The organism is Clostridiales bacterium, from assembly GCA_014799665.1.
Taxonomy (GTDB): Bacteria; Bacillota; Clostridia; order Christensenellales; family Pumilibacteraceae; genus Anaerocaecibacter.
The window spans coordinates 197,496-214,892 of record JAAVHP010000012.1 but is presented as its reverse complement, the minus strand read 5'-3'; the positions used below and the strand labels follow the sequence as shown (position 1 = coordinate 214,892).

General features: G+C 54.1%; 16 protein-coding genes and 1 other RNA gene. 1 reads left to right on the top strand and 16 read right to left on the bottom strand.

The window, feature by feature from the left end; genetic code table 11:
• Positions 1-66: 66 nt before the first annotated feature.
• The 15 genes from HDT28_05780 to HDT28_05710 all read right to left on the bottom strand — a co-directional run bounded on the left by HDT28_05780 (position 67) and on the right by HDT28_05710 (position 16,258).
• Entirely contained in the window at positions 67-825 is a 759-nt protein-coding gene (locus HDT28_05780) for a dihydroorotate dehydrogenase electron transfer subunit (GenBank protein MBD5132080.1), read from the bottom strand.
• A 25-nt stretch (positions 826-850) separates the two neighbouring features.
• Positions 851-1,723, bottom strand: a complete 873-nt coding sequence (gene pyrF, locus HDT28_05775) for an orotidine-5'-phosphate decarboxylase (GenBank protein MBD5132079.1) — start codon at positions 1,721-1,723, stop codon at positions 851-853.
• 5 nt (positions 1,724-1,728) lie between these two features.
• Entirely contained in the window at positions 1,729-2,994 is a 1,266-nt protein-coding gene (locus HDT28_05770; protein ID MBD5132078.1) for a dihydroorotase, read from the bottom strand.
• Between the two features lie 136 nt (positions 2,995-3,130).
• Positions 3,131-4,045: an aspartate carbamoyltransferase catalytic subunit gene (locus HDT28_05765; protein ID MBD5132077.1), complete on the bottom strand. Its 915-nt coding sequence runs from the start codon at positions 4,043-4,045 to the stop codon at positions 3,131-3,133.
• 52 nt (positions 4,046-4,097) lie between these two features.
• Positions 4,098-4,994, bottom strand: coding sequence for an RluA family pseudouridine synthase (locus HDT28_05760; protein ID MBD5132076.1), 897 nt, complete (start codon positions 4,992-4,994; stop codon positions 4,098-4,100).
• On the bottom strand, positions 4,991-5,821 hold the full coding sequence (gene lspA, locus HDT28_05755) for a signal peptidase II (GenBank protein MBD5132075.1): 831 nt from the start codon (positions 5,819-5,821) through the stop codon (positions 4,991-4,993). The genes HDT28_05760 and lspA overlap by 4 nt, the downstream gene beginning before the upstream one ends.
• A gap of 3 nt (positions 5,822-5,824) precedes the next feature.
• Positions 5,825-6,457: a cell division protein SepF gene (gene sepF, locus HDT28_05750; protein ID MBD5132074.1), complete on the bottom strand. Its 633-nt coding sequence runs from the start codon at positions 6,455-6,457 to the stop codon at positions 5,825-5,827.
• Between the two features lie 29 nt (positions 6,458-6,486).
• Positions 6,487-7,143, bottom strand: coding sequence for a YggS family pyridoxal phosphate-dependent enzyme (locus tag HDT28_05745; GenBank protein ID MBD5132073.1), 657 nt, complete (start codon positions 7,141-7,143; stop codon positions 6,487-6,489).
• Positions 7,144-7,222: 79 nt separating this feature from the next.
• The gene (locus HDT28_05740) at positions 7,223-8,350 is read right to left on the bottom strand and encodes a hypothetical protein (protein ID MBD5132072.1); all 1,128 of its coding nucleotides are present in this window, start codon (positions 8,348-8,350) and stop codon (positions 7,223-7,225) included.
• 162 nt (positions 8,351-8,512) lie between these two features.
• The gene (locus HDT28_05735) at positions 8,513-10,258 is read right to left on the bottom strand and encodes a 2Fe-2S iron-sulfur cluster binding domain-containing protein (protein ID MBD5132071.1); all 1,746 of its coding nucleotides are present in this window, start codon (positions 10,256-10,258) and stop codon (positions 8,513-8,515) included.
• 184 nt (positions 10,259-10,442) lie between these two features.
• Positions 10,443-12,314 (bottom strand): 4Fe-4S binding protein, encoded by a 1,872-nt coding sequence (locus tag HDT28_05730; GenBank protein ID MBD5132070.1) that lies wholly within the window; start codon positions 12,312-12,314, stop codon positions 10,443-10,445.
• A gap of 30 nt (positions 12,315-12,344) precedes the next feature.
• Positions 12,345-12,809, bottom strand: coding sequence for an NAD(P)H-dependent oxidoreductase subunit E (locus HDT28_05725; protein MBD5132069.1), 465 nt, complete (start codon positions 12,807-12,809; stop codon positions 12,345-12,347).
• A 204-nt stretch (positions 12,810-13,013) separates the two neighbouring features.
• A complete protein-coding gene (gene gltA / locus HDT28_05720) occupies positions 13,014-14,411 on the bottom strand; it encodes an NADPH-dependent glutamate synthase (protein MBD5132068.1) in 1,398 nt (465 codons plus the stop codon).
• Positions 14,412-14,580: 169 nt separating this feature from the next.
• Positions 14,581-15,417: a sulfide/dihydroorotate dehydrogenase-like FAD/NAD-binding protein gene (locus HDT28_05715; GenBank protein MBD5132067.1), complete on the bottom strand. Its 837-nt coding sequence runs from the start codon at positions 15,415-15,417 to the stop codon at positions 14,581-14,583.
• A 121-nt stretch (positions 15,418-15,538) separates the two neighbouring features.
• A complete protein-coding gene (locus tag HDT28_05710) occupies positions 15,539-16,258 on the bottom strand; it encodes a hypothetical protein (protein ID MBD5132066.1) in 720 nt (239 codons plus the stop codon).
• A gap of 80 nt (positions 16,259-16,338) precedes the next feature.
• Here HDT28_05710 and HDT28_05705 point away from each other — a divergent pair, with 80 nt between their 5' ends.
• A complete protein-coding gene (locus tag HDT28_05705) occupies positions 16,339-17,004 on the top strand; it encodes a hypothetical protein (GenBank protein MBD5132065.1) in 666 nt (221 codons plus the stop codon).
• Positions 17,005-17,181: 177 nt separating this feature from the next.
• Here HDT28_05705 and ssrS read toward each other — a convergent pair.
• Positions 17,182-17,383: non-coding RNA, 6S RNA (gene ssrS, locus HDT28_05700), on the bottom strand.
• Positions 17,384-17,397: the final 14 nt, after the last annotated feature.

Sequence of the window (17,397 nt, the reverse complement as noted above, 5' to 3'; positions counted from 1 at the left end):
ACTCAAATCCTTTTCTGAAAGAAAGTATAAAAAATTAAAATACAGGTTTCTTGCTTACTTCTTTGCCTAAAGAAGTAAGTCCTCAATAGGAAATACAGGTCCGTCGGCACAGGCACGAAGAAGCTTTTCTTTGCCGTCCTGCATGACCTTGACCGAACACACAAGGCACGCGCCGACGCCGCAGCCCATGCGCTGTTCCATGCTGACAAACCCGATCACGCCGAGCTTGCGGCAGTATTCCTTAGCCGTGCGCACCATGCCGGGCGCGCCGCAAACGTATAAGACCTCCGGCACGATTTCGGTCAAGAGCTCGGTCGGGAAACCTTTATACCCCAGGCTTCCGTCGTCGGTGCAGTAGCACACGCGCTTGAAATGCTTATCGAAATCATTGCCGTACGCGTCCTTGACCGCCGCATTGGGAAAACCGAGAATAGCCGTTGTATTGAGCGACGGATTGTCCTCGGCGATTTTAAGTAGCGGCGCGCAGCCCGTACCGCCGCCGAGCACCGCGATATTCGTTTTGTCGGGCAGTATGGGGAATCCGTTACCGAGCGGAAGAAGCGCATCGAACCGAGCGCCCTTACCCTGCGACAATAGCGCGTGCGTACCCTCACCCACGTCGGCTATAATGAACGTGATCGTGCGCTCGGTATTGCGGTATACGCAAATCGGTCGGCGCAGATCCTTGTTCGGCACTTTTAGATGCGCGAACTGTCCCGCGTGGATAGGCGGAAGCTTTTGCTCGCTCTCGCATTCTACGCGGTAAATATTGTTCCCGTGTTTTTCTATCGACTTGATTATAAGTTGAGCTTTGATCGGTTTCATTTGTTCGTCCTCTATCGAGTTAAGCTTACGCAAGCGCGTTCCTCAAATCGTTCGCCATGTCGAGCGCGGAAGCGCGCGCCGCGTCAAAATAGCTCATGCCCTTGTACTTATCGGTCTTGTACGCCGCAATAATTCCGCGCGAATTATTGACTATCGCGCCGCCGCCCTTTTTATCGAAGGAAGCCGCCGCGTCCTTGCCATTGCCGCCCTGCGCACCGTAGCCCGGCACGAGGAAGAAAACGGTATTCAGCTTACTGCGAAGGAGCCGCGCTTCGTCGGGATTAGTCGCGCCGACGACCGCGCCGACCGCGCTGTATCCACTCGCGCCTATCAACTCCTTGCCCCAATCGGCGATAAGTCCGCCTATGTGCATATACAGCGGCTCGCCGTTTTCGAGCTTCATATTTTGAATATCCGCCGCCGACGGATTGGACATACGCGCGAGTACGAATATGCCTTTGCCGTTCGCCTTGCACGCGTCGGTGAACGGTTTGATTCCGTCTATGCCGGGATACGGGTTGACGGTGATATAGTCGAATAGCTCGCCGAAAAGAAACGCTTTCGCGTACGCCTCGGCGGTCGTGCCTATGTCGTTGCGCTTGACGTCCGCCATTACGATAAGCCCGTTATCGTGCGCGTACTTGGCGGTTTGCTCCATTGCCTTTACGCCGCAATGCCCGAACGCCTCGTAGAACGCCGACTGAATTTTTACAGCGGGAACGACGTCTTTTATGCTGTCGATTATGCTGCAGTTGAACTCGACAAGCGCTTTTGCCGCGCTCTCGTCGCTCGTAGCCGACTTTTGAAGCTCGTCGGGTAAATATTCGAGCCGAGGATCAAGCCCCGCAACGGTCGGGTTATTTTTAGCTTTAATGCGTTCCGCAAGTATATCTGCTATGTTTTTCATAATGTTTTACGTTCTCCTTTTACGAATACGTCTACGACCTTTCCAAACAATCGCCAACCGTCAAACAACGAGTTTTTGCTCTTTGACTTGAACGACTGCGCGTCCACGATATACTCCGCGTGTTCGACTATGGCTATGTCGGCGCGCGCGCCCGCTTTGATCTCGCCCCTATCGGTAAGCCCGAGAATTTCCGCGGGCGTCTTGCTCATGAGACGAACCAGATCGTTGATGCTTATTATTTCTTCCATCACGAGCTGCGTGTATGCGAGCGAGAACGCAGTTTCCAACCCGACCGTTCCGAACGGCGCGTAGTCGAATTCTTTGTTCTTTTCGTCGAACGAATGCGGCGCGTGATCGGTCGCTATAACGTCTATCGTACCGTCCTCGATACCCTCGATTATTGCGGCAACGTCGCCGCCCGAACGGAGCGGCGGATTGATTTTGGCATTGGTGTTATACGAAAGAATTTCGTCGTCGGTAGCCGAAAAATAATGCGGGCAGGTTTCGCAAGTGACGTCCACTCCGCGCTTTTTCGCCTGACGGATAATATCGACGCTCTCGGCGGTGGACACGTGGCAAACATGGAGCTTGGCGCCCGCTTCCTCGCAAAGCAAAACATCGCGCGCGATCGCCGCACTCTCGGCGGTTTTGGGTATGCCGCGCAAGCCGCTCACCGTCGCGTTCTCGCCCTCGTTGACTACGCCGTTACCCGAAATGCTCTTATCCTCGCTGTGCGAAAAAACGGTAAGCCCGAAGGTCTTGGCATATTTGAGCGCGTTGAGCATGACCGAACCGCTCGCCACGGGTAGCCCGTCGTCGGACAGCGCGACCGCGCCCGATTTTTTCATTTCGCCGTACTCGCACAGCTCCGCGCCCTTTTGTCCGCGCGTGATACAACCAATCGGCAGTACTTCCGCATTATTGCACTTCTCCGACCGAAGTTTGACGTACTCCATCATTGCGGGAGTGTCGAGCGGCGGCGTGGTATTTGGCATACAGCATACAGTCGTGTACCCGCCCGCAAGCGCTGCGCGCGACCCGCTCTCGATATCCTCTTTGTGAGTTTGTCCGGGCTCGCGCAGGTGGCAGTGCAAATCGATAAACCCGGGCAAAATGAATTTCCCCTCGCAGTCTATAACTTCCGCGCCGAAGCACTCTATATTGGGCGTAACGTACGTTATTATCTCGCCGTCGATAAGGACGTCGGTCTTGATTATCTTATCGGCGTTTACCACCGTTCCGTTTTTAAGTAGTATCATAATATCTCCTTATTATATTGACCGCGAAGTCGCGCGTCAGGCGGGTAACAGTTGACCCGCACGCGACGGGAGTGTAGACCCACCTACATGACCAAGCGGGCGGGGCAAACGTAACCCGCATCACGCGATGAATGCGCGGTCAGTTCTCCCCGGACGCCAGAAGTTGAAGCATTGCCATGCGCACCGCCACACCGTTCCTGACCTGTTCCAAAATAAGGCTGCTGTCGCCGTCCGCAACGTCGCCCGCTATCTCCGCGCCGCGGTTGATAGGTCCGGGGTGCATGACGATAAAGTCGTCGGCGCAAGAACTGAGCCGCTTCTCGTTCACGCCGTAGAACTCGTGGTACTCGGCAACCGACGAGAAGAACGCCTGATCCATGCGCTCTAACTGTATTCTCAGCGGTATGACGATATTCGCGCCGACTATCGCTCTGTTGAAATCGGTATCTACGTCGCAGCCGAGGCTGTCGATACCCTCGGGAAGAAGGGAGTACGGTGCGCACACGGTGACGCTCGCGCCGAGCATACTGAACAGCAACGCGTCGCTGCGCGCCACGCGCGAATGCTTGATATCGCCTACTATAACAACTTTCTTGCCGCCGAGATTGCCGAAACGGCGTTTGGCGGTGAGCGCGTCGAGTAGCGCCTGTGACGGGTGCTCGTGCATACCGTCGCCCGCGTTGATAACGCTCGCCTTTACCGTGTCGGCGAGAAGCCGCGGACTGCCCGCAACCGAGTGCCGAATGATTATAACGTCGGTTTTGAGCGCGTCAAGCGTTTTGCCCGTATCGACGAGCGATTCGCCCTTTTGCACGGACGACGCCGCGACCGATATACTCGTAGTCGTCGCGCCGAGGTTCTTTGCGGCGAGCTCGAACGAGTTTTTGGTGCGCGTCGAGTTCTCATAGAACAGCGTGGCAACGTTCTTGCCGCGGAGCGAGGTCGAGCGTTCGTTCTTGTCGATAAGCTCGCGCATGACTTCTGCGGTCGTCAGTATTTCGTTGACTTCGGCTTTGGATAAGTCCTTAATGCCGAGTATATCTTTTCGTAACATTGCTTCTCCTTAACGTGATTATAGTCGGCGCATTTTACGCGCATTCGATTGCTTATTTAGAGCGTAGTATTTCAAGCGCGCTCAGAAAATCGGGCGGCTCGTTTGCCGTAAAGCCCATGCGTTCGCCCGACAGTGGGTGCGTAAATTCGAGCGTGCGGGAATGCAAAAGCTGTCCGTTTGCTTTTAGCTTGGTCGTGCCGCCGTAGAGCGGATCGCACGATATGGGGTGATGAATATGCGCGCAGTGAACGCGTATTTGGTGCGTTCTGCCCGTTAATAGCTTGAACTCGACGTAACAATTATTTTTGTACCGTTCGAGCACAGTATACTCGGTTACGGCGTGCCGCCCGTTGCGGTCGACCGCCATTTTCAGCCTGTTCTTTTTGTCGCGCGCGATCGCCGCGTCGATAACGCCGCTATCCTGCTTGATAATACCGTCAACTATCGCGCGGTACAGCTTATTGACAGAATGCTCGGCAAACTGCGCGGATAGCGCCGCGTGCGCAAAATCGGTTTTGGCGACTACCAAAAGCCCTGTAGTGTCCTTATCGAGGCGGTGGACTATACCCGCGCGCACCTTGCCGTATGCGGAGGACAGCTTGTCCCCGTACCTGAACATCAGCGCGTTGACGAGCGTGCCGTCGGCATTTCCCGCGCCGGGGTGAACCACAAGATCGCGCTGCTTGTTTATAACGGCCAAATCGTCGTCCTCGTAGACCACGTCGAGCGGAATTTCCTGCGGCAAAATATCGACGACCGCTACGTCGTCGTCGAAAGTCACCTCGTCGCCTGTTTTAACCGTCTGCCCCGCCTTGAATGCTTGTACGCCGCCGATAGATACCCTGCCGTCGTCGATAAGATTCTTTATGTGCGAACGCGTCAACTCCGTTTCTTCGCTGAGAAATAGGTCGAGCCGCGCGCCGCCCTCGGTGCAGTAAACGGTCGTCATGCGGTAGGCTCGCCTCCGTCTTTATCGTCTGTCGTTGTATTCTCACCGCTCGCGTCGCTCTCGTCGGTTACGGTTGCGGCGGTTTCGACTGCCGTTTCGGTATCTTCGGTGTTTTCGGTTTCTTTTGTTTCCTCGTGGGGTTCCGCATTGTCCGTTTCGTTAGTCGCGTTACTATCGGGATTTTCTTCGCTCGCGGCGGGCGTTTCCACGCTCTGGACTTCGGCGTGCTTGACTTCTTTATCCTTATCGCGCATCATGAATAAGAAGTAAATGATCATCATAATAACGCCGACCACTAGCGCGGCGTCGGCGATATTGAACACGTACCAAGTCGTTTTGCCGAAAATGGTAAGCCCGAAATATTCGAATTCTATAAAGTCGCGAACGTAGCCGAGGTACATTCTGTCTATGCAGTTACCCATTGCGCCCGCTACGAAAAGCGCAATCGCAACGCGGAACCAACGGCTCTTGCCCTTTTGCCGAATGAGCACGAGCACGAAAGCGACCGAAGCCGCCACCGCGAACACGCTGTAAAATATGCGCGCGCCGATATCGCCGAACCAGCTTTTAAGGAAGTCGGCGCCGAACGCCGCAGCGTAGTTATGAAGTCTGTGGATATTGAAAAACTTGGGAATTACCACGACGGTGGTGTTTATCGCAACCGTGTGCTCCACTATCGTTTTGGATATAAGGTCGAAAGCAAAAACGGCTAAAAGGACTATCCATTCCATCTTTGCGACTTTGAGATATTCCCATACGTGCTTAGCTATTCGCTTTATAAACGCCCAACATACCTGGGCGGTGTTTTTGAACGATTTTTTTGGCACCTGTTACTTCTCGCTCTCCGGTTTCAAAACGTCTATGGTGTCGGGTGTGATCAAAAAGAGGTTGCGACGGATCGTAAGCACACCGTCGCCTAGCGCGTACGCTGCGCCCGATATGAAGTCCATAAGCCGCTGTGCGTCGGGCGAATCCGCTATCGGGTCGAGATCGACGAGCGCGGGCTCGCGGCGGCGAAGATACGCTATAAGCTGTTCTACGTCCGCAGTAGAGCGCGGCTGGTATACTACGAAGTTTTGGTTGAGCTGGGGCGGAATGTACTGATTGGCATTAGGCAGCGGAATGGGCTGCGGATTGGTATTCGGCGGCGGGACCTGCGCAAACCTCGGCGGATTGCCGAGATTGTACTCTGTGCGTTGGTGCGCCGTAGTCGGCGGCGGCGTGTAGCCGGTTGCATTGTTTTGATACTGCGGCTGCGGTGGCGGTGTGTACGACGGCTGAGCCTGTTGCGCGCCGTAGTACGGCGGAGTGGTCGGCTGCGGATTTTGCTGCGGCGCAAAACCGCGCGACGGTCCGGTATAGTTACCGTTCGCGTCGTGCGTATCCTCGTAGTACGGGGGTTCGCCGCCGTTGTAGTTACTGCCCCCCCGCAAGAATGCGTCAAAGAAATCTCCGTTTGCCATGTTTACCTTCCTGTTTTGCGTTTGCACCTTTAAGTCCTGCTGCCGAAAAGCGCCGAGCCGAGCCTGACCATGTTACTGCCGCTTGCTATCGCCTTTTCGTAATCGCCGCTCATGCCGACCGACAGAATATCGAAGTCTGTCGTTTCGTACCTCGAAAAAATCGAGTACAGCTTGTCGTAGACCGACTGCTCGGCGTCCTTGGGCGGCACTGCCATAAGCCCGCGCACCCTGACGTTTTCGAGCGACCGAGCGTAAGCGATAAGCTCGTCTATGCTCTCTATCGCCGCGCCCGTTTTGGCGGTTTCGCCCGCCGCATTCACTTCGATAAGAACGTCCTGAATGATACCGTGTTTTTTGGCGAGCCTATCGATTTCGGCGGCGAGCTTGGCGTCGTTCACCGACTGAATGAGCGGGACGCTACCTACAAGGTACTTTGCCTTATTGCGCTGCAAAGTGCCTATAAAGTGCCAATACGCGCCGATAACGCCATCACGCTTTTCGATATACTCCTGAACACGGTTTTCGCCTACGTTTTTAACGCCAAATTCTACGGCGGCGTTTATTAATTCCGCAGGCACGGTTTTAGTGGCGGCGACGAGCGTTACTTTATGCCCCGAACGGCTACAAGCTCGCGCGATATTAGACTGCACTTGCTCTATATTCCGTTTTAGAACATCGACCGTCATGCTATACACCGCCTTCATATCATTATACTACAAAACGCTCTGTAAATCAACTGTTTTGGTAAATCTATTTTTGGCTTATTTAGGCGGCGTTTTGCTTTATATCTATAACCACAAACTCTGACTTGGTGCCCGTCTTGAACTTGAACGCCCAATCGGCTATACCCGACGTGACGATAAATTCGGTGTTATCCCTTTTCTCGTAGCCGTATACCCCGTCGTTGAGCTTAAACAGCTTCATGAACGGTCCAAGCGGAAAGAACTGTCCGCCGTGGGTATGTCCCGACAGCACGAGATCGACTTTTGCTTCGCTCTCGTTTTTGTAATCGGTTGGCTGATGGTTTATTACTATCGAGTATTTAGTTTGATCGAGGTCCTTTACTATATCGGCAATATCCGCGCGATCGCCCGCGCCGCGCCGTTTCTCCTCGGCTTCCTGTCTGCCTATGACATAGAACCTTTCGTCTATCAAAATCGCTTCGTCCTGCAAAACCGTTACGTTATTCTTTTGTAGCTCGGCCATAAGGTCCGCGCCCGAATACCCGCGTTTGGAATCCTCGTAGTAGCCCTTATCGTGATTGCCGAACGCGTAGAACACTCCGTACTTAGGTTTCAGCCTGCCGACTGCCGCGCACCCGTCTATCATGTCCTTTTGGCTCGTATCGTCGTCCACAAAATCGCCCGCTATTATCACCAGATCGGGCGAAAGCTCGTTCATTTCATTTATGTATTTGTTAAGCCCCTCGCCGTCGAAGGTCGTGCCGATATGCGAGTCGGCAAACATGACGATACGCAAATCCCCGACCTCTTTATCGGTAGAGAGATGGTACGGCGTTACCCATACGCAGTTTGCGAGCACGAACGCGATCGCCATATACACTATGGTAATAGCAAGCGAAATCAACGATTTGAATTTCGTTTTTAACCGTTTGCCGCTCGCCTTGCGCACGATAAAGACGATCAAATCGACGATAAGCCCGAAAATTATCAAATGAATAACAATAACGAGCGCGTTAAGATAGCCAAATATAAGCCCGACGACAGTGAACGCCCCTAACACGAACGCAAAGCATAACGCGATTCGAAACGATTTATTCAGTTTCGGCGGAAGTGCGCTAAACTCGGGCGTGACGTTATATACTCGACTGAATATATACGCGAATGCGCCCACCGCCGCCAAAACCGCCGCAATAGAAATAATAGTCCACATAGTTTATATATTATATCTAATTGATTGGCATTTGTCAATAAGGCAAAAAGAAATGCGCGGTATTACTACCACGCATTTAAAAACTTAAAAGTTTCTTGCCTACTTCTTTTCAAAGAAGTAGGTTTCTTCGCCTACTTCTTGTTCACAAGAAGGAAGAAAAAATTAATAACGATCGCGCTTGACGTAAGAAGTATGCAGGATCTCGTGCGCCTTATGGCTGTTCGGCTCGCCGAAGAACTCGGAGTAAAGCGTTTGCATAATAGGATTCTCGTGGCTCTTTCTGATCTCAGCCTTCTTATCCTTCTTGTAAAGCACTTTGGCGCGCGCAGCGCGGATATCGACGAGGTTACGCGTTTCGGAATTGACGATAGGCTGACCGCCGCCGTTTACGCAACCGCCGGGGCAGCACATGATCTCGATGAAGTGATACTTGCTCTTGCCCGCCTTGATATCGTCCATGATCTTGCGCGCATTGCCGAGCCCGCTCGCGACCGCGATATTGAGCGTTTTGCCGCCAACAGTGATCGTCGCTTCCTTAATGCCTTTAACGCCGCGAACCGCTTTGAAATCGATATTTTCGAGCTTCTCGCCCGTCACCTTCTCGGCAACCGTGCGGAGCGCCGCTTCCATAACGCCGCCCGTCGCGCCGAACAAAAGACCGGCGGTACTGCCCATACCGATGGGATCGTCGAACTGAGCCTTGGGATCAAGCGCCTTGAAATCGATACCGTAATTCTTGATCATGCGTGCAAGCTCGCGCGTGGTGATGGACGCGTCGATATCGGGCACGCCCGCCGCGTTCTGGTCGTCGCGCGTGATCTCGAACTTCTTGGCTATGCACGGCATAACGGTTACGACCGCAAGGTTCTTGGGATCGATACCGAGCTTTTGCGCGTAGTACGTCTTCATGACCGCGCCGAACATCTGTTGCGGCGACTTGCACGACGACAGGTGTTCGAGCTGATCGGGATAATTGAACTCGATAAAGCGTATCCAGCCGGGGCTGCACGAAGTGATCATAGGCAGCGTGGCATTCGGGTCGTTGAGTCTGGACAAGAACTCCGTGCCCTCTTCCATGATAGTAAGGTCGGCGGTCATGTTCACGTCGAACACTTTATCAAAGCCGATTGCTTTGAGCGCCGCGACCATCTTGCCCTCGACGTCCGTGCCGATGGGATAGCCGAACTCCTCGCCGAGCGCGGCACGAACCGCGGGCGCGGTACCGACGATAACCGTCTTGGTCGGGTCCGCAAGAAGCTTCTCCACCTCTCCGATGCTGTCGTTCTCTCTGAGCGCACCCGTCGGGCAAACGTTGATGCACTGTCCGCAAGCAACGCACGGCACTTCGCCGAGCTTTTTATCGAACGGGCTGGCTATGCGCGTAGCGAAGCCGCGATTGCCCGCGTCGATAACGCCGACGGTCTGAACCTTGTTGCACGCCGCAACGCAGCGACGGCAAAGTATGCACTTGTTATTATCGCGAACGAGGTACTCGGTAACGTTATCCACGTCGTACGAGTTCATCGCGCCGCTGTACTTCTCCGCGTCGCAACCGTACTCGGTGGCGAGCGCTTGAAGCTCGCAGTTGCCGCTGCGCACACAGCTCAAACATTCCTTGTGGTGGTTGCTGAGCATGAGTTCGAGCGTGATCTTGCGCGAAGCGCGGACCTTGGGCGTATTGGTAAGAACTTCCATGCCCTCGGCGACGACAGTCGAGCACGCCGTCATGAGCTTGCGGTTGTTCTTTAACTCGACAACGCAAATACGGCAGCTGCTCTCGTTGCAAAGGTCTTTCATGTAGCAAAGCGTGGGAACTTTAAAGCCCGCCTTGATCGCGGCGTCGAGGATACGCGTGCCCTCGGGAACGGTAACGGGTACGCCGTTAACTTTAAGATTTACGTTTTTCATATATCTCTATTATCTCCTATTATGGAAAACCTATTTAATGGTTATGTAATTAATATCACGGAAATAACTGCGTAGACGCGTCGTAGACAAGGAAGTCCGAGCGGTGGCGACGGGGAGTGTAGACCCACCTACATGACCCGAGACGCCGCGACGGCTGACGCCGTATACGACGATGTATACGCTGTTATTTGGATATAGCACCCTTCGGGCACTTAGAGGCGCAAACGCCGCACTTAATGCACTTCTTGGGATCGATTTCGTGCGGTTGCTTGACCGTGCCGCTGATAGCGCCGACGGGGCAGTTACGCGCACAGATCGTGCAGCCTATGCACTTCTCGGGATCGACCTTGTAGCTGACGAGCGCTTTGCAAACGCCTGCGGGGCACTTGCCGTTGCAGTGCGCTTCGTACTCGTCGCGGAAATAACGGAGCGTCGAGAGCACGGGGTTAGGCGCGGTCTGACCGAGTCCGCACAGCGAGTTCTCTTTTATGTAGTAGCACAGTTCTTCCATCTTGTCGAGGTCTTCGAGCGTAGCTTCGCCCTTGGTGACCTTGTCGAGCATTTCGAGAAGGCGTTTGTTACCGATACGGCAAGGCGTGCACTTGCCGCACGACTCGTCGACGGTGAATTCAAGGAAGAACTTGGCGATATCGACCATGCAGTTGTCCTCGTCCATGACGATAAGACCGCCGCTGCCCATCATCGAGCCGATAGCCATAAGGTTGTCGTAGTCGATAGGCGTGTCGATAAGCGACGCGGGAATGCAGCCGCCCGACGGACCGCCGGTCTGCGCGGCTTTGAACTTCTTGCCGTTGGGGCAGCCGCCGCCGATATCCTCGATGATCGTGCGGAGAGGCGTGCCCATGGGAATCTCGACAAGACCGACGTTTTCGAGCTTGCCTCCGAGCGCGAACACCTTGGTGCCCTTGCTTTTTTCGGTACCGACCGAAGCGAACCAGTCGGCGCCTTTGAGAATGATCTGAGCTACGTTGCCGTAGGTCTCTACGTTATTGATAAGCGTGGGTTTGCCGAACAAGCCTTTGACAGCCGGGAACGGCGGGCGTTGACGGGGCTCGCCGCGCTTGCCTTCCGCGGAATTCAAAAGCGCAGTCTCCTCGCCGCAGACAAACGCGCCTGCGCCCAAGCGAAGCTCCAAGTCGAACTTCTTGCCAAGTCCCATGATATTGTCGCCGAGTATGCCGTACTCTCTCGCCTGCTTGATAGCAACTTCCAAGCGGTGAACGGCTATCGGGTATTCGGCACGAACGTAGATAACGCCGTGCTCGGCGCCTACCGCATAGCCCGCTATCATCATAGCCTCGATAACGGCGTGCGGATCGCCTTCCAAAAGCGAACGGTCCATGAACGCGCCGGGATCGCCCTCGTCGGCGTTACAAGCAACGTATTTATCGGTGCCGGGCGCGTCGTGCGTGAACTGCCACTTCATGCCCGTCGGGAAGCCCGCGCCGCCTCTACCGCGCAAGCCGCTCTTTTTCATCTCGTCGATTACCTGTTGCGGGGTCATGGTCGTGACCGCTTTTTCGTAAGCGGCGTAGCCGTCGGTCGCAAGGTACTCGTCGATGTTTTCAGGATCAATAACGCCGCAGTTACGAAGCACTACGCGACGCTGGCTCTTGTAGAAGTCGGTGTCGTTGATCGACTTCAAAATGCCGTGAATATCTTTCTCGGCGTGCAGAAGCCTTTCTACCGGCGTGCCGCCTACGATATGCTGTTCGACGATCTCTTTAACGTCCTCGGGCTTTACGTGCGTGTAGAACGCGCCGTCGGGATAAACGACCGCGATAGGGCCCTTGGAGCAAAGACCGAAGCAGCCGGTAAGGATGATCTGGATCTCTTTATCAAGCCCGCGAGCAGCAAGCTCGGACTTGAAGTTCTCGTATATTATCTTGCTGTTGCCCGAAGTACAACCGGTACCGCCGCAAACAAGAATGTGCATACGCGGAAGCCCGGGCGTAACGATCGCGCCCTCGCGGCGTTCTTCTATCGTCGCTTTGAGGTTATTGCGAATTTCATGTAACTGCTGTAAAGTTTTCATAAATCTACGTAACTCCTTATTACCCTTCTATTAAGCCTGGTTGTACTTGGCAAGTATCTCGTCGACGCTCGCCTCGGTCACTTTGCCGTACACCTCGCCGTTGACGGTGAGAACGGGCGCAAGACCGCAGCAGCCGATGCAGCGCGTAGCTTCGAGCGTGAACCGTCCGTCGGCGGTGGTGTGTCCGGGCTCGACTTTAAGAATACGCGCGAACTTATCGATGACTTCTCCGCTGCCCTTAACGTAGCACGCAGTGCCCAAGCAAACGGCGATCTTGATCTGTCCGGGCTGTTCGAGACGGAACTGCGAGTAGAAAGTCGCGATACCGTAAACGGTCGCGAGCGGCACGCCGAAGAAATCGGCGATTTTAAGTTGGACTTCCAACGGCAAATATCCGTAAATGTCCTGAGCTTTCTGCATCGCCATCATAACGGGACCGGGCACGTCTTTAAGACTTTCCAGTACCTCGGCGAACTGCTTATCCTTTTCGGTCATTATGTATACTCCTTTTGAGTTATTAACTATATACGGTAGCCATTAGGCACAAATATACGTGTACAGTATAACATATAAAAAAACATATTTCAAGCGCAAAAACCTTTTTTTTGACAAAGTTCGCAACCGCTAACCCGTTTAATTTTCTTACAAAGAAACCCCGACAAAGAGCTATCGCCTTTCGTCGGGGTTTAAGTGAAAATTTTATTTCTTATTCTTAGCTTTGATCGCGTTGTCGATTTGGACGGCGGCGTCCTTGCCCGCGCCCATGGCGAGAATTACGGTCGCCGCACCCGTCACCGCGTCGCCACCCGCGTATACCATATCGCGCGTGGTCTTGCCGTGTTCGTCGGTTATTATACCGCCCCACTTCTGCACGTCGATACCCTCGGTAGTGTTTTTAATAAGCGGGTTGGGGCTCGTGCCTATCGCGGCTATGACCGTATCGACTTCCAGCTCGAACTCGCTGTTCGGTACGGGCACGGGTCTACGCCTACCCGATGCGTCGGGCTCGCCCAGTTCCATCTTTTGGCATTTGAGCGCGCGCACGTTCCTATGCTCGTCGCCGAGCACTTCTACGGGCGCGGTAAGCATCATGAACTCGACACCCTCCTCTTTGGCGTGCTCGACTTCTTCCTTACGTGCAGGAAGCTCGGCTTCGCTGCGGCGATAAACCAAAACCACACGCTCCGCGCCGAGCCTCAAAGCCGAGCGCGTCGCGTCCATTGCAACGTTGCCGCCGCCGACTACCGCCACCGCCTTGCTGTGCTTGATGGGCGTATCGGAGTCGGCTTTATACGCTTTCATAAGATTGACGCGAGTCAGGAACTCGTTAGCGGAATATACACCTTTAAGGTCCTCGCCTTTTATCTTCATAAAATTGGGAAGCCCCGCGCCGCTGCCGATAAACACCGCGTCGAAGCCGTCCTCGAACAGCTCGTCGACTAAAAGCGTTTTGCCTATAACGGTATTGAGCTCGAACTTGACGCCGCGTGCTTTGAGGTTCTTTATCTCGCCCGTCACGATTTTCTTGGGCAAGCGGAACTCGGGAATACCGTAAACGAGCACGCCGCCCGCCGTATGTAACGCTTCGAACACCGTAACCTCGTAGCCGCGCGAAGCAAGCTCGCCCGCACACGACAGCCCCGCAGGTCCCGAACCCACTACGGCGACCTTATGCCCGTTCGGCTCGACTGCGTCGACCTTGCCGAGATTATGCGCGTTGTGATAGTCGGCGACGAACCGTTCGAGCCGACCGATAGCGACAGGCTCGCCGTTGTTCCCGCGCACGCACTTGCTCTCGCATTGCGTTTCCTGCGGGCATACCCTTCCGCAAACCGCGGCAAGCGAGCTCGACTTGGCTATTACTTGATACGCGCCCTCGTAGTCGCCGTCCTTGATTTTTTGTATGAACGCGGGAATATCTATACCGACGGGGCAACCGCTTTGGCACGGTTTGTTCTTGCAGTTAAGGCAGCGCGCCGCCTCGTTTTTCGCCTGCTCCTCGGTATAGCCGAGCGCGACCTCGTCGAAATTACGGGCGCGCTTTTTGGGGTCCTGCACGGGCATTTCGTTCTTAATTTTAGAAGTATTAACAGCCATATTAATTATCACCATTATTAAAAAATGCGAGTAAATGCGGCGCTTAAAAATTGCGTTAGCGGTTTCGTGCTATTACAAGGCGCTTTGATGAAGTCGTAGCAGCGCTACGTCGAGGAAAAGCAACGTAATAATAGCCGAAAGCGATAGCAAGGTTAAGCGCAAGCATTTATCAAGCATTTTTAAAAAGATTGCATTCTTTTTCGTAGGCGTGGCGCTCGAACTCACTGTACATCCGCCCGCGCTCCAACGCTTCGTCGAAGTCGACCTTGTGCCCGTCGAAGTCGGGACCGTCCACGCACGCGAATTTCATTTCACCGCCGACCGTCAAGCGACAGCCGCCGCACATTCCCGTGCCGTCGATCATTATGGGGTTCATGGACACGGTCGTTTTAATGCCGTATTTTTCGGTGAGCTTGCATACGAATTTCATCATGACGATAGGTCCAATCGCAATGACCTCGTCGTAGCCGTTGCCCGCTTCGATAAGGCTTTTGAGCGCGTCGGTCACAAGCCCTTTCTCGCCCGCCGAGCCGTCGTCGGTCATGAGTCTGCACACGTTCGACACCGATCTGAACTCGTCTTCTAGAATTACGAGATCCTTGTTCCTGAACCCTATTACCGAATGCACTTCCGCGCCGTTCGCGTGAAGCTGCTTGGCTACAGGTAGCGCTATCGCACAGCCCACACCTCCGCCGATGACCGCGACCTTTTTAAGCCCGTCGAGCTCGGACGGCTTGCCGAGCGGTCCTACGAAATCGCTTATATACTCGCCCGCATTAAGCCTGTCGAGCTTGTGCGTGGTCGCGCCCACTATTTGATAAATGACCGTTACAGTGCCGTTTACGGCGTCGTAGTCGGCTACGGTCAGCGGAATGCGCTCGCCGTCCTCGTCCACGCGCAGAATAACGAACGTTCCCGCCTTTGCCTTTTTGGCAACGCGCGGCGCGTCGATAACCATACGCGACACCGTGGGATTAAGTCTTTCCTTTTTGAGAATCTTATACATAGTGCCCTCATCCGTCAGTCGACGGGGCGACTGACACCTTCCCCACTTAGGGAAGGCTAGATATAGTTTAGCACAACGCACGACGATTATCAAGCATATTCGAAATAAACGACGAACGAAATTAAACCAGCGCTTCGCCCGCCGTGACGATCGCAAAAACCTGTATATACCTTATACCCGACAAAACCCTGAACCCGTCGAGCGCGCGTTCCGTAATAGCGAGCAGCGCGCTTTTAAGCCGAGAATTTTGCGCGTTATGCGCGAGCGTTTTTAGCTTTCCGTTTGCGGTATCGAGCGCAAGCTCCGCGGCGGCTTCGGTTATATTGCCGCGATCGAGTTCGGTAGCGGCGGCGTTGACAGTCGAGAACCACTCGCCCGTCAGGTATTCGAGCGCGGCTTTATCGCCGTCCTCGCAATCGCACGACGGCACGGACAGCGAAAAGTAGAACGAATTTTGATTGACCGACACCAACGTTTTGGCGTCGACCTCGCGCTCGTATAACGCGGCGATTATTTTATACTCGCCGTCGTTGTAGATATATCCCGCGCCGCCGCGCTCCTGCGCATACTCGGCGAAGGTCAGCGCTTCCTGTCTTGTAGTGGTATTGCCGACGGCTAGCGCGAAATAGGTCTTGCCGCCGAACGCGTGCGAGCTCGACGACGTGACCGCTTTCGGCAAGCGCGGCAAAAAGAACACGAGCAGGCATATAGCCGCCGTCAAAAGCAACAGTACGGTTATGAGCAAGCCCGCCGCGCGGTGCGACCTGCGCCGACGCTTACTTTTTCGCGTAGAAGTTTTGCGCGGCACGAAATACGCCGCACTGTATTCCTCGTCTCTCATTATGCCTTGCCTTTTCGCGTGGAGTATGATATAATCGTAAGCGGTATCATACCTCAATATATTAATCAGCGGGTGACATTATGCAATATCAGATCCAGACCGCGCCCATTTGGGACGCGTACAAAACAACGGACGGCTGTCCGCTGTGCAAGCTCAGGAAAGAGCGCGAAGCGCGGCTCGTCGGGCAATACCTCGCCGAGAACGTAATGGATCCCGATTTTCGAGTGCGCTCGAACGCGCACGGGTTTTGCGCTGAACATATCGCAATGATGTATAAAGGACAGAACAAGCTCGGGCTTGCGCTTCAACTCGAAACGCGCGCGGCGTACCTAAACGGCTTGCTCAAAAAACAACCGACCGATAAAAAATCGGCAAAAAAACTTGCCGACAATATCAAGTCGCACTGCGGTTGCGTTATTTGCGACGCGATAGACGAGCCCATGCAGCGGTACTATATGACGGTCGCGCAAATGTACGCTAACGAAAAAGAATTCCCCGAGCTTTTCGCCGAAGCACATCACTGCGTAGGCCACGCCGCAGAGCTTTTCGAAGCCGCAGTACACGCAGGAAAAAGCGTCGCCGCGTTCTGCGCCGTGCTGACCGCAGGACTCAGCCGCGACCTAAAACGCACCGAGCAAAGCTTACGCGCATTCGCCGACTGCTTCGATTTTAAAGCCGGCGCACGACCCGATCCCGAAACAATACCCAACGCGATAAAATTGATCAACGCAATAAAAGTTAATTAATAATATACAGTATTAGCCGAAAAACGCGCGACGGCGCGATAAGATTGCGTTAGCGATTTATGCGGTAAAAAGGCGCGGCGACCGCAGTCGTAGCAGCGCTACGGCAAGGTCGAGCAACGCATTTACCGTATAAATCGGTAGCAAGATATCGCGTAAGTCGCGCGTTTTTCGGCAACAAAAAATCCCGCCTGTGCCGCAGATTAATTAAGCCGTATTCAAACCCGCTTTTCAGCAGGTGGGTCGGCTGACGCGGTCTTTTGTCTTCCCCTGCTTGGCTTACGCCAAAATTACTGAGGCCTGACATATCAACGCGTACGCGCCATCCCTTTTAATGAGTGAGGTTATAAATAAGGCTTTATCTCGTACACCGCAGGATGTACTTATAGTGTATCC

Coding starts and splice junctions, on each gene's coding strand:
- HDT28_05730 (MBD5132070.1), bottom strand. CDS start 12,314: ATGAAAACTTTACAGCAGTTACATGAAATTCGCAATAACCTCAAAGCG.
- HDT28_05705 (MBD5132065.1), top strand. CDS start 16,339: ATGCAATATCAGATCCAGACCGCGCCCATTTGGGACGCGTACAAAACA.
- HDT28_05745 (MBD5132073.1), bottom strand. CDS start 7,143: ATGACGGTCGATGTTCTAAAACGGAATATAGAGCAAGTGCAGTCTAAT.
- HDT28_05760 (MBD5132076.1), bottom strand. CDS start 4,994: ATGACGACCGTTTACTGCACCGAGGGCGGCGCGCGGCTCGACCTATTT.
- sepF (MBD5132074.1), bottom strand. CDS start 6,457: ATGGCAAACGGAGATTTCTTTGACGCATTCTTGCGGGGGGGCAGTAAC.
- HDT28_05735 (MBD5132071.1), bottom strand. CDS start 10,258: ATGAAAAACGTAAATCTTAAAGTTAACGGCGTACCCGTTACCGTTCCC.
- HDT28_05710 (MBD5132066.1), bottom strand. CDS start 16,258: ATGAGAGACGAGGAATACAGTGCGGCGTATTTCGTGCCGCGCAAAACT.
- gltA (MBD5132068.1), bottom strand. CDS start 14,411: ATGGCTGTTAATACTTCTAAAATTAAGAACGAAATGCCCGTGCAGGAC.
- HDT28_05740 (MBD5132072.1), bottom strand. CDS start 8,350: ATGTGGACTATTATTTCTATTGCGGCGGTTTTGGCGGCGGTGGGCGCA.
- HDT28_05715 (MBD5132067.1), bottom strand. CDS start 15,417: ATGTATAAGATTCTCAAAAAGGAAAGACTTAATCCCACGGTGTCGCGT.
- HDT28_05765 (MBD5132077.1), bottom strand. CDS start 4,045: ATGTTACGAAAAGATATACTCGGCATTAAGGACTTATCCAAAGCCGAA.
- HDT28_05725 (MBD5132069.1), bottom strand. CDS start 12,809: ATGACCGAAAAGGATAAGCAGTTCGCCGAGGTACTGGAAAGTCTTAAA.
- HDT28_05780 (MBD5132080.1), bottom strand. CDS start 825: ATGAAACCGATCAAAGCTCAACTTATAATCAAGTCGATAGAAAAACAC.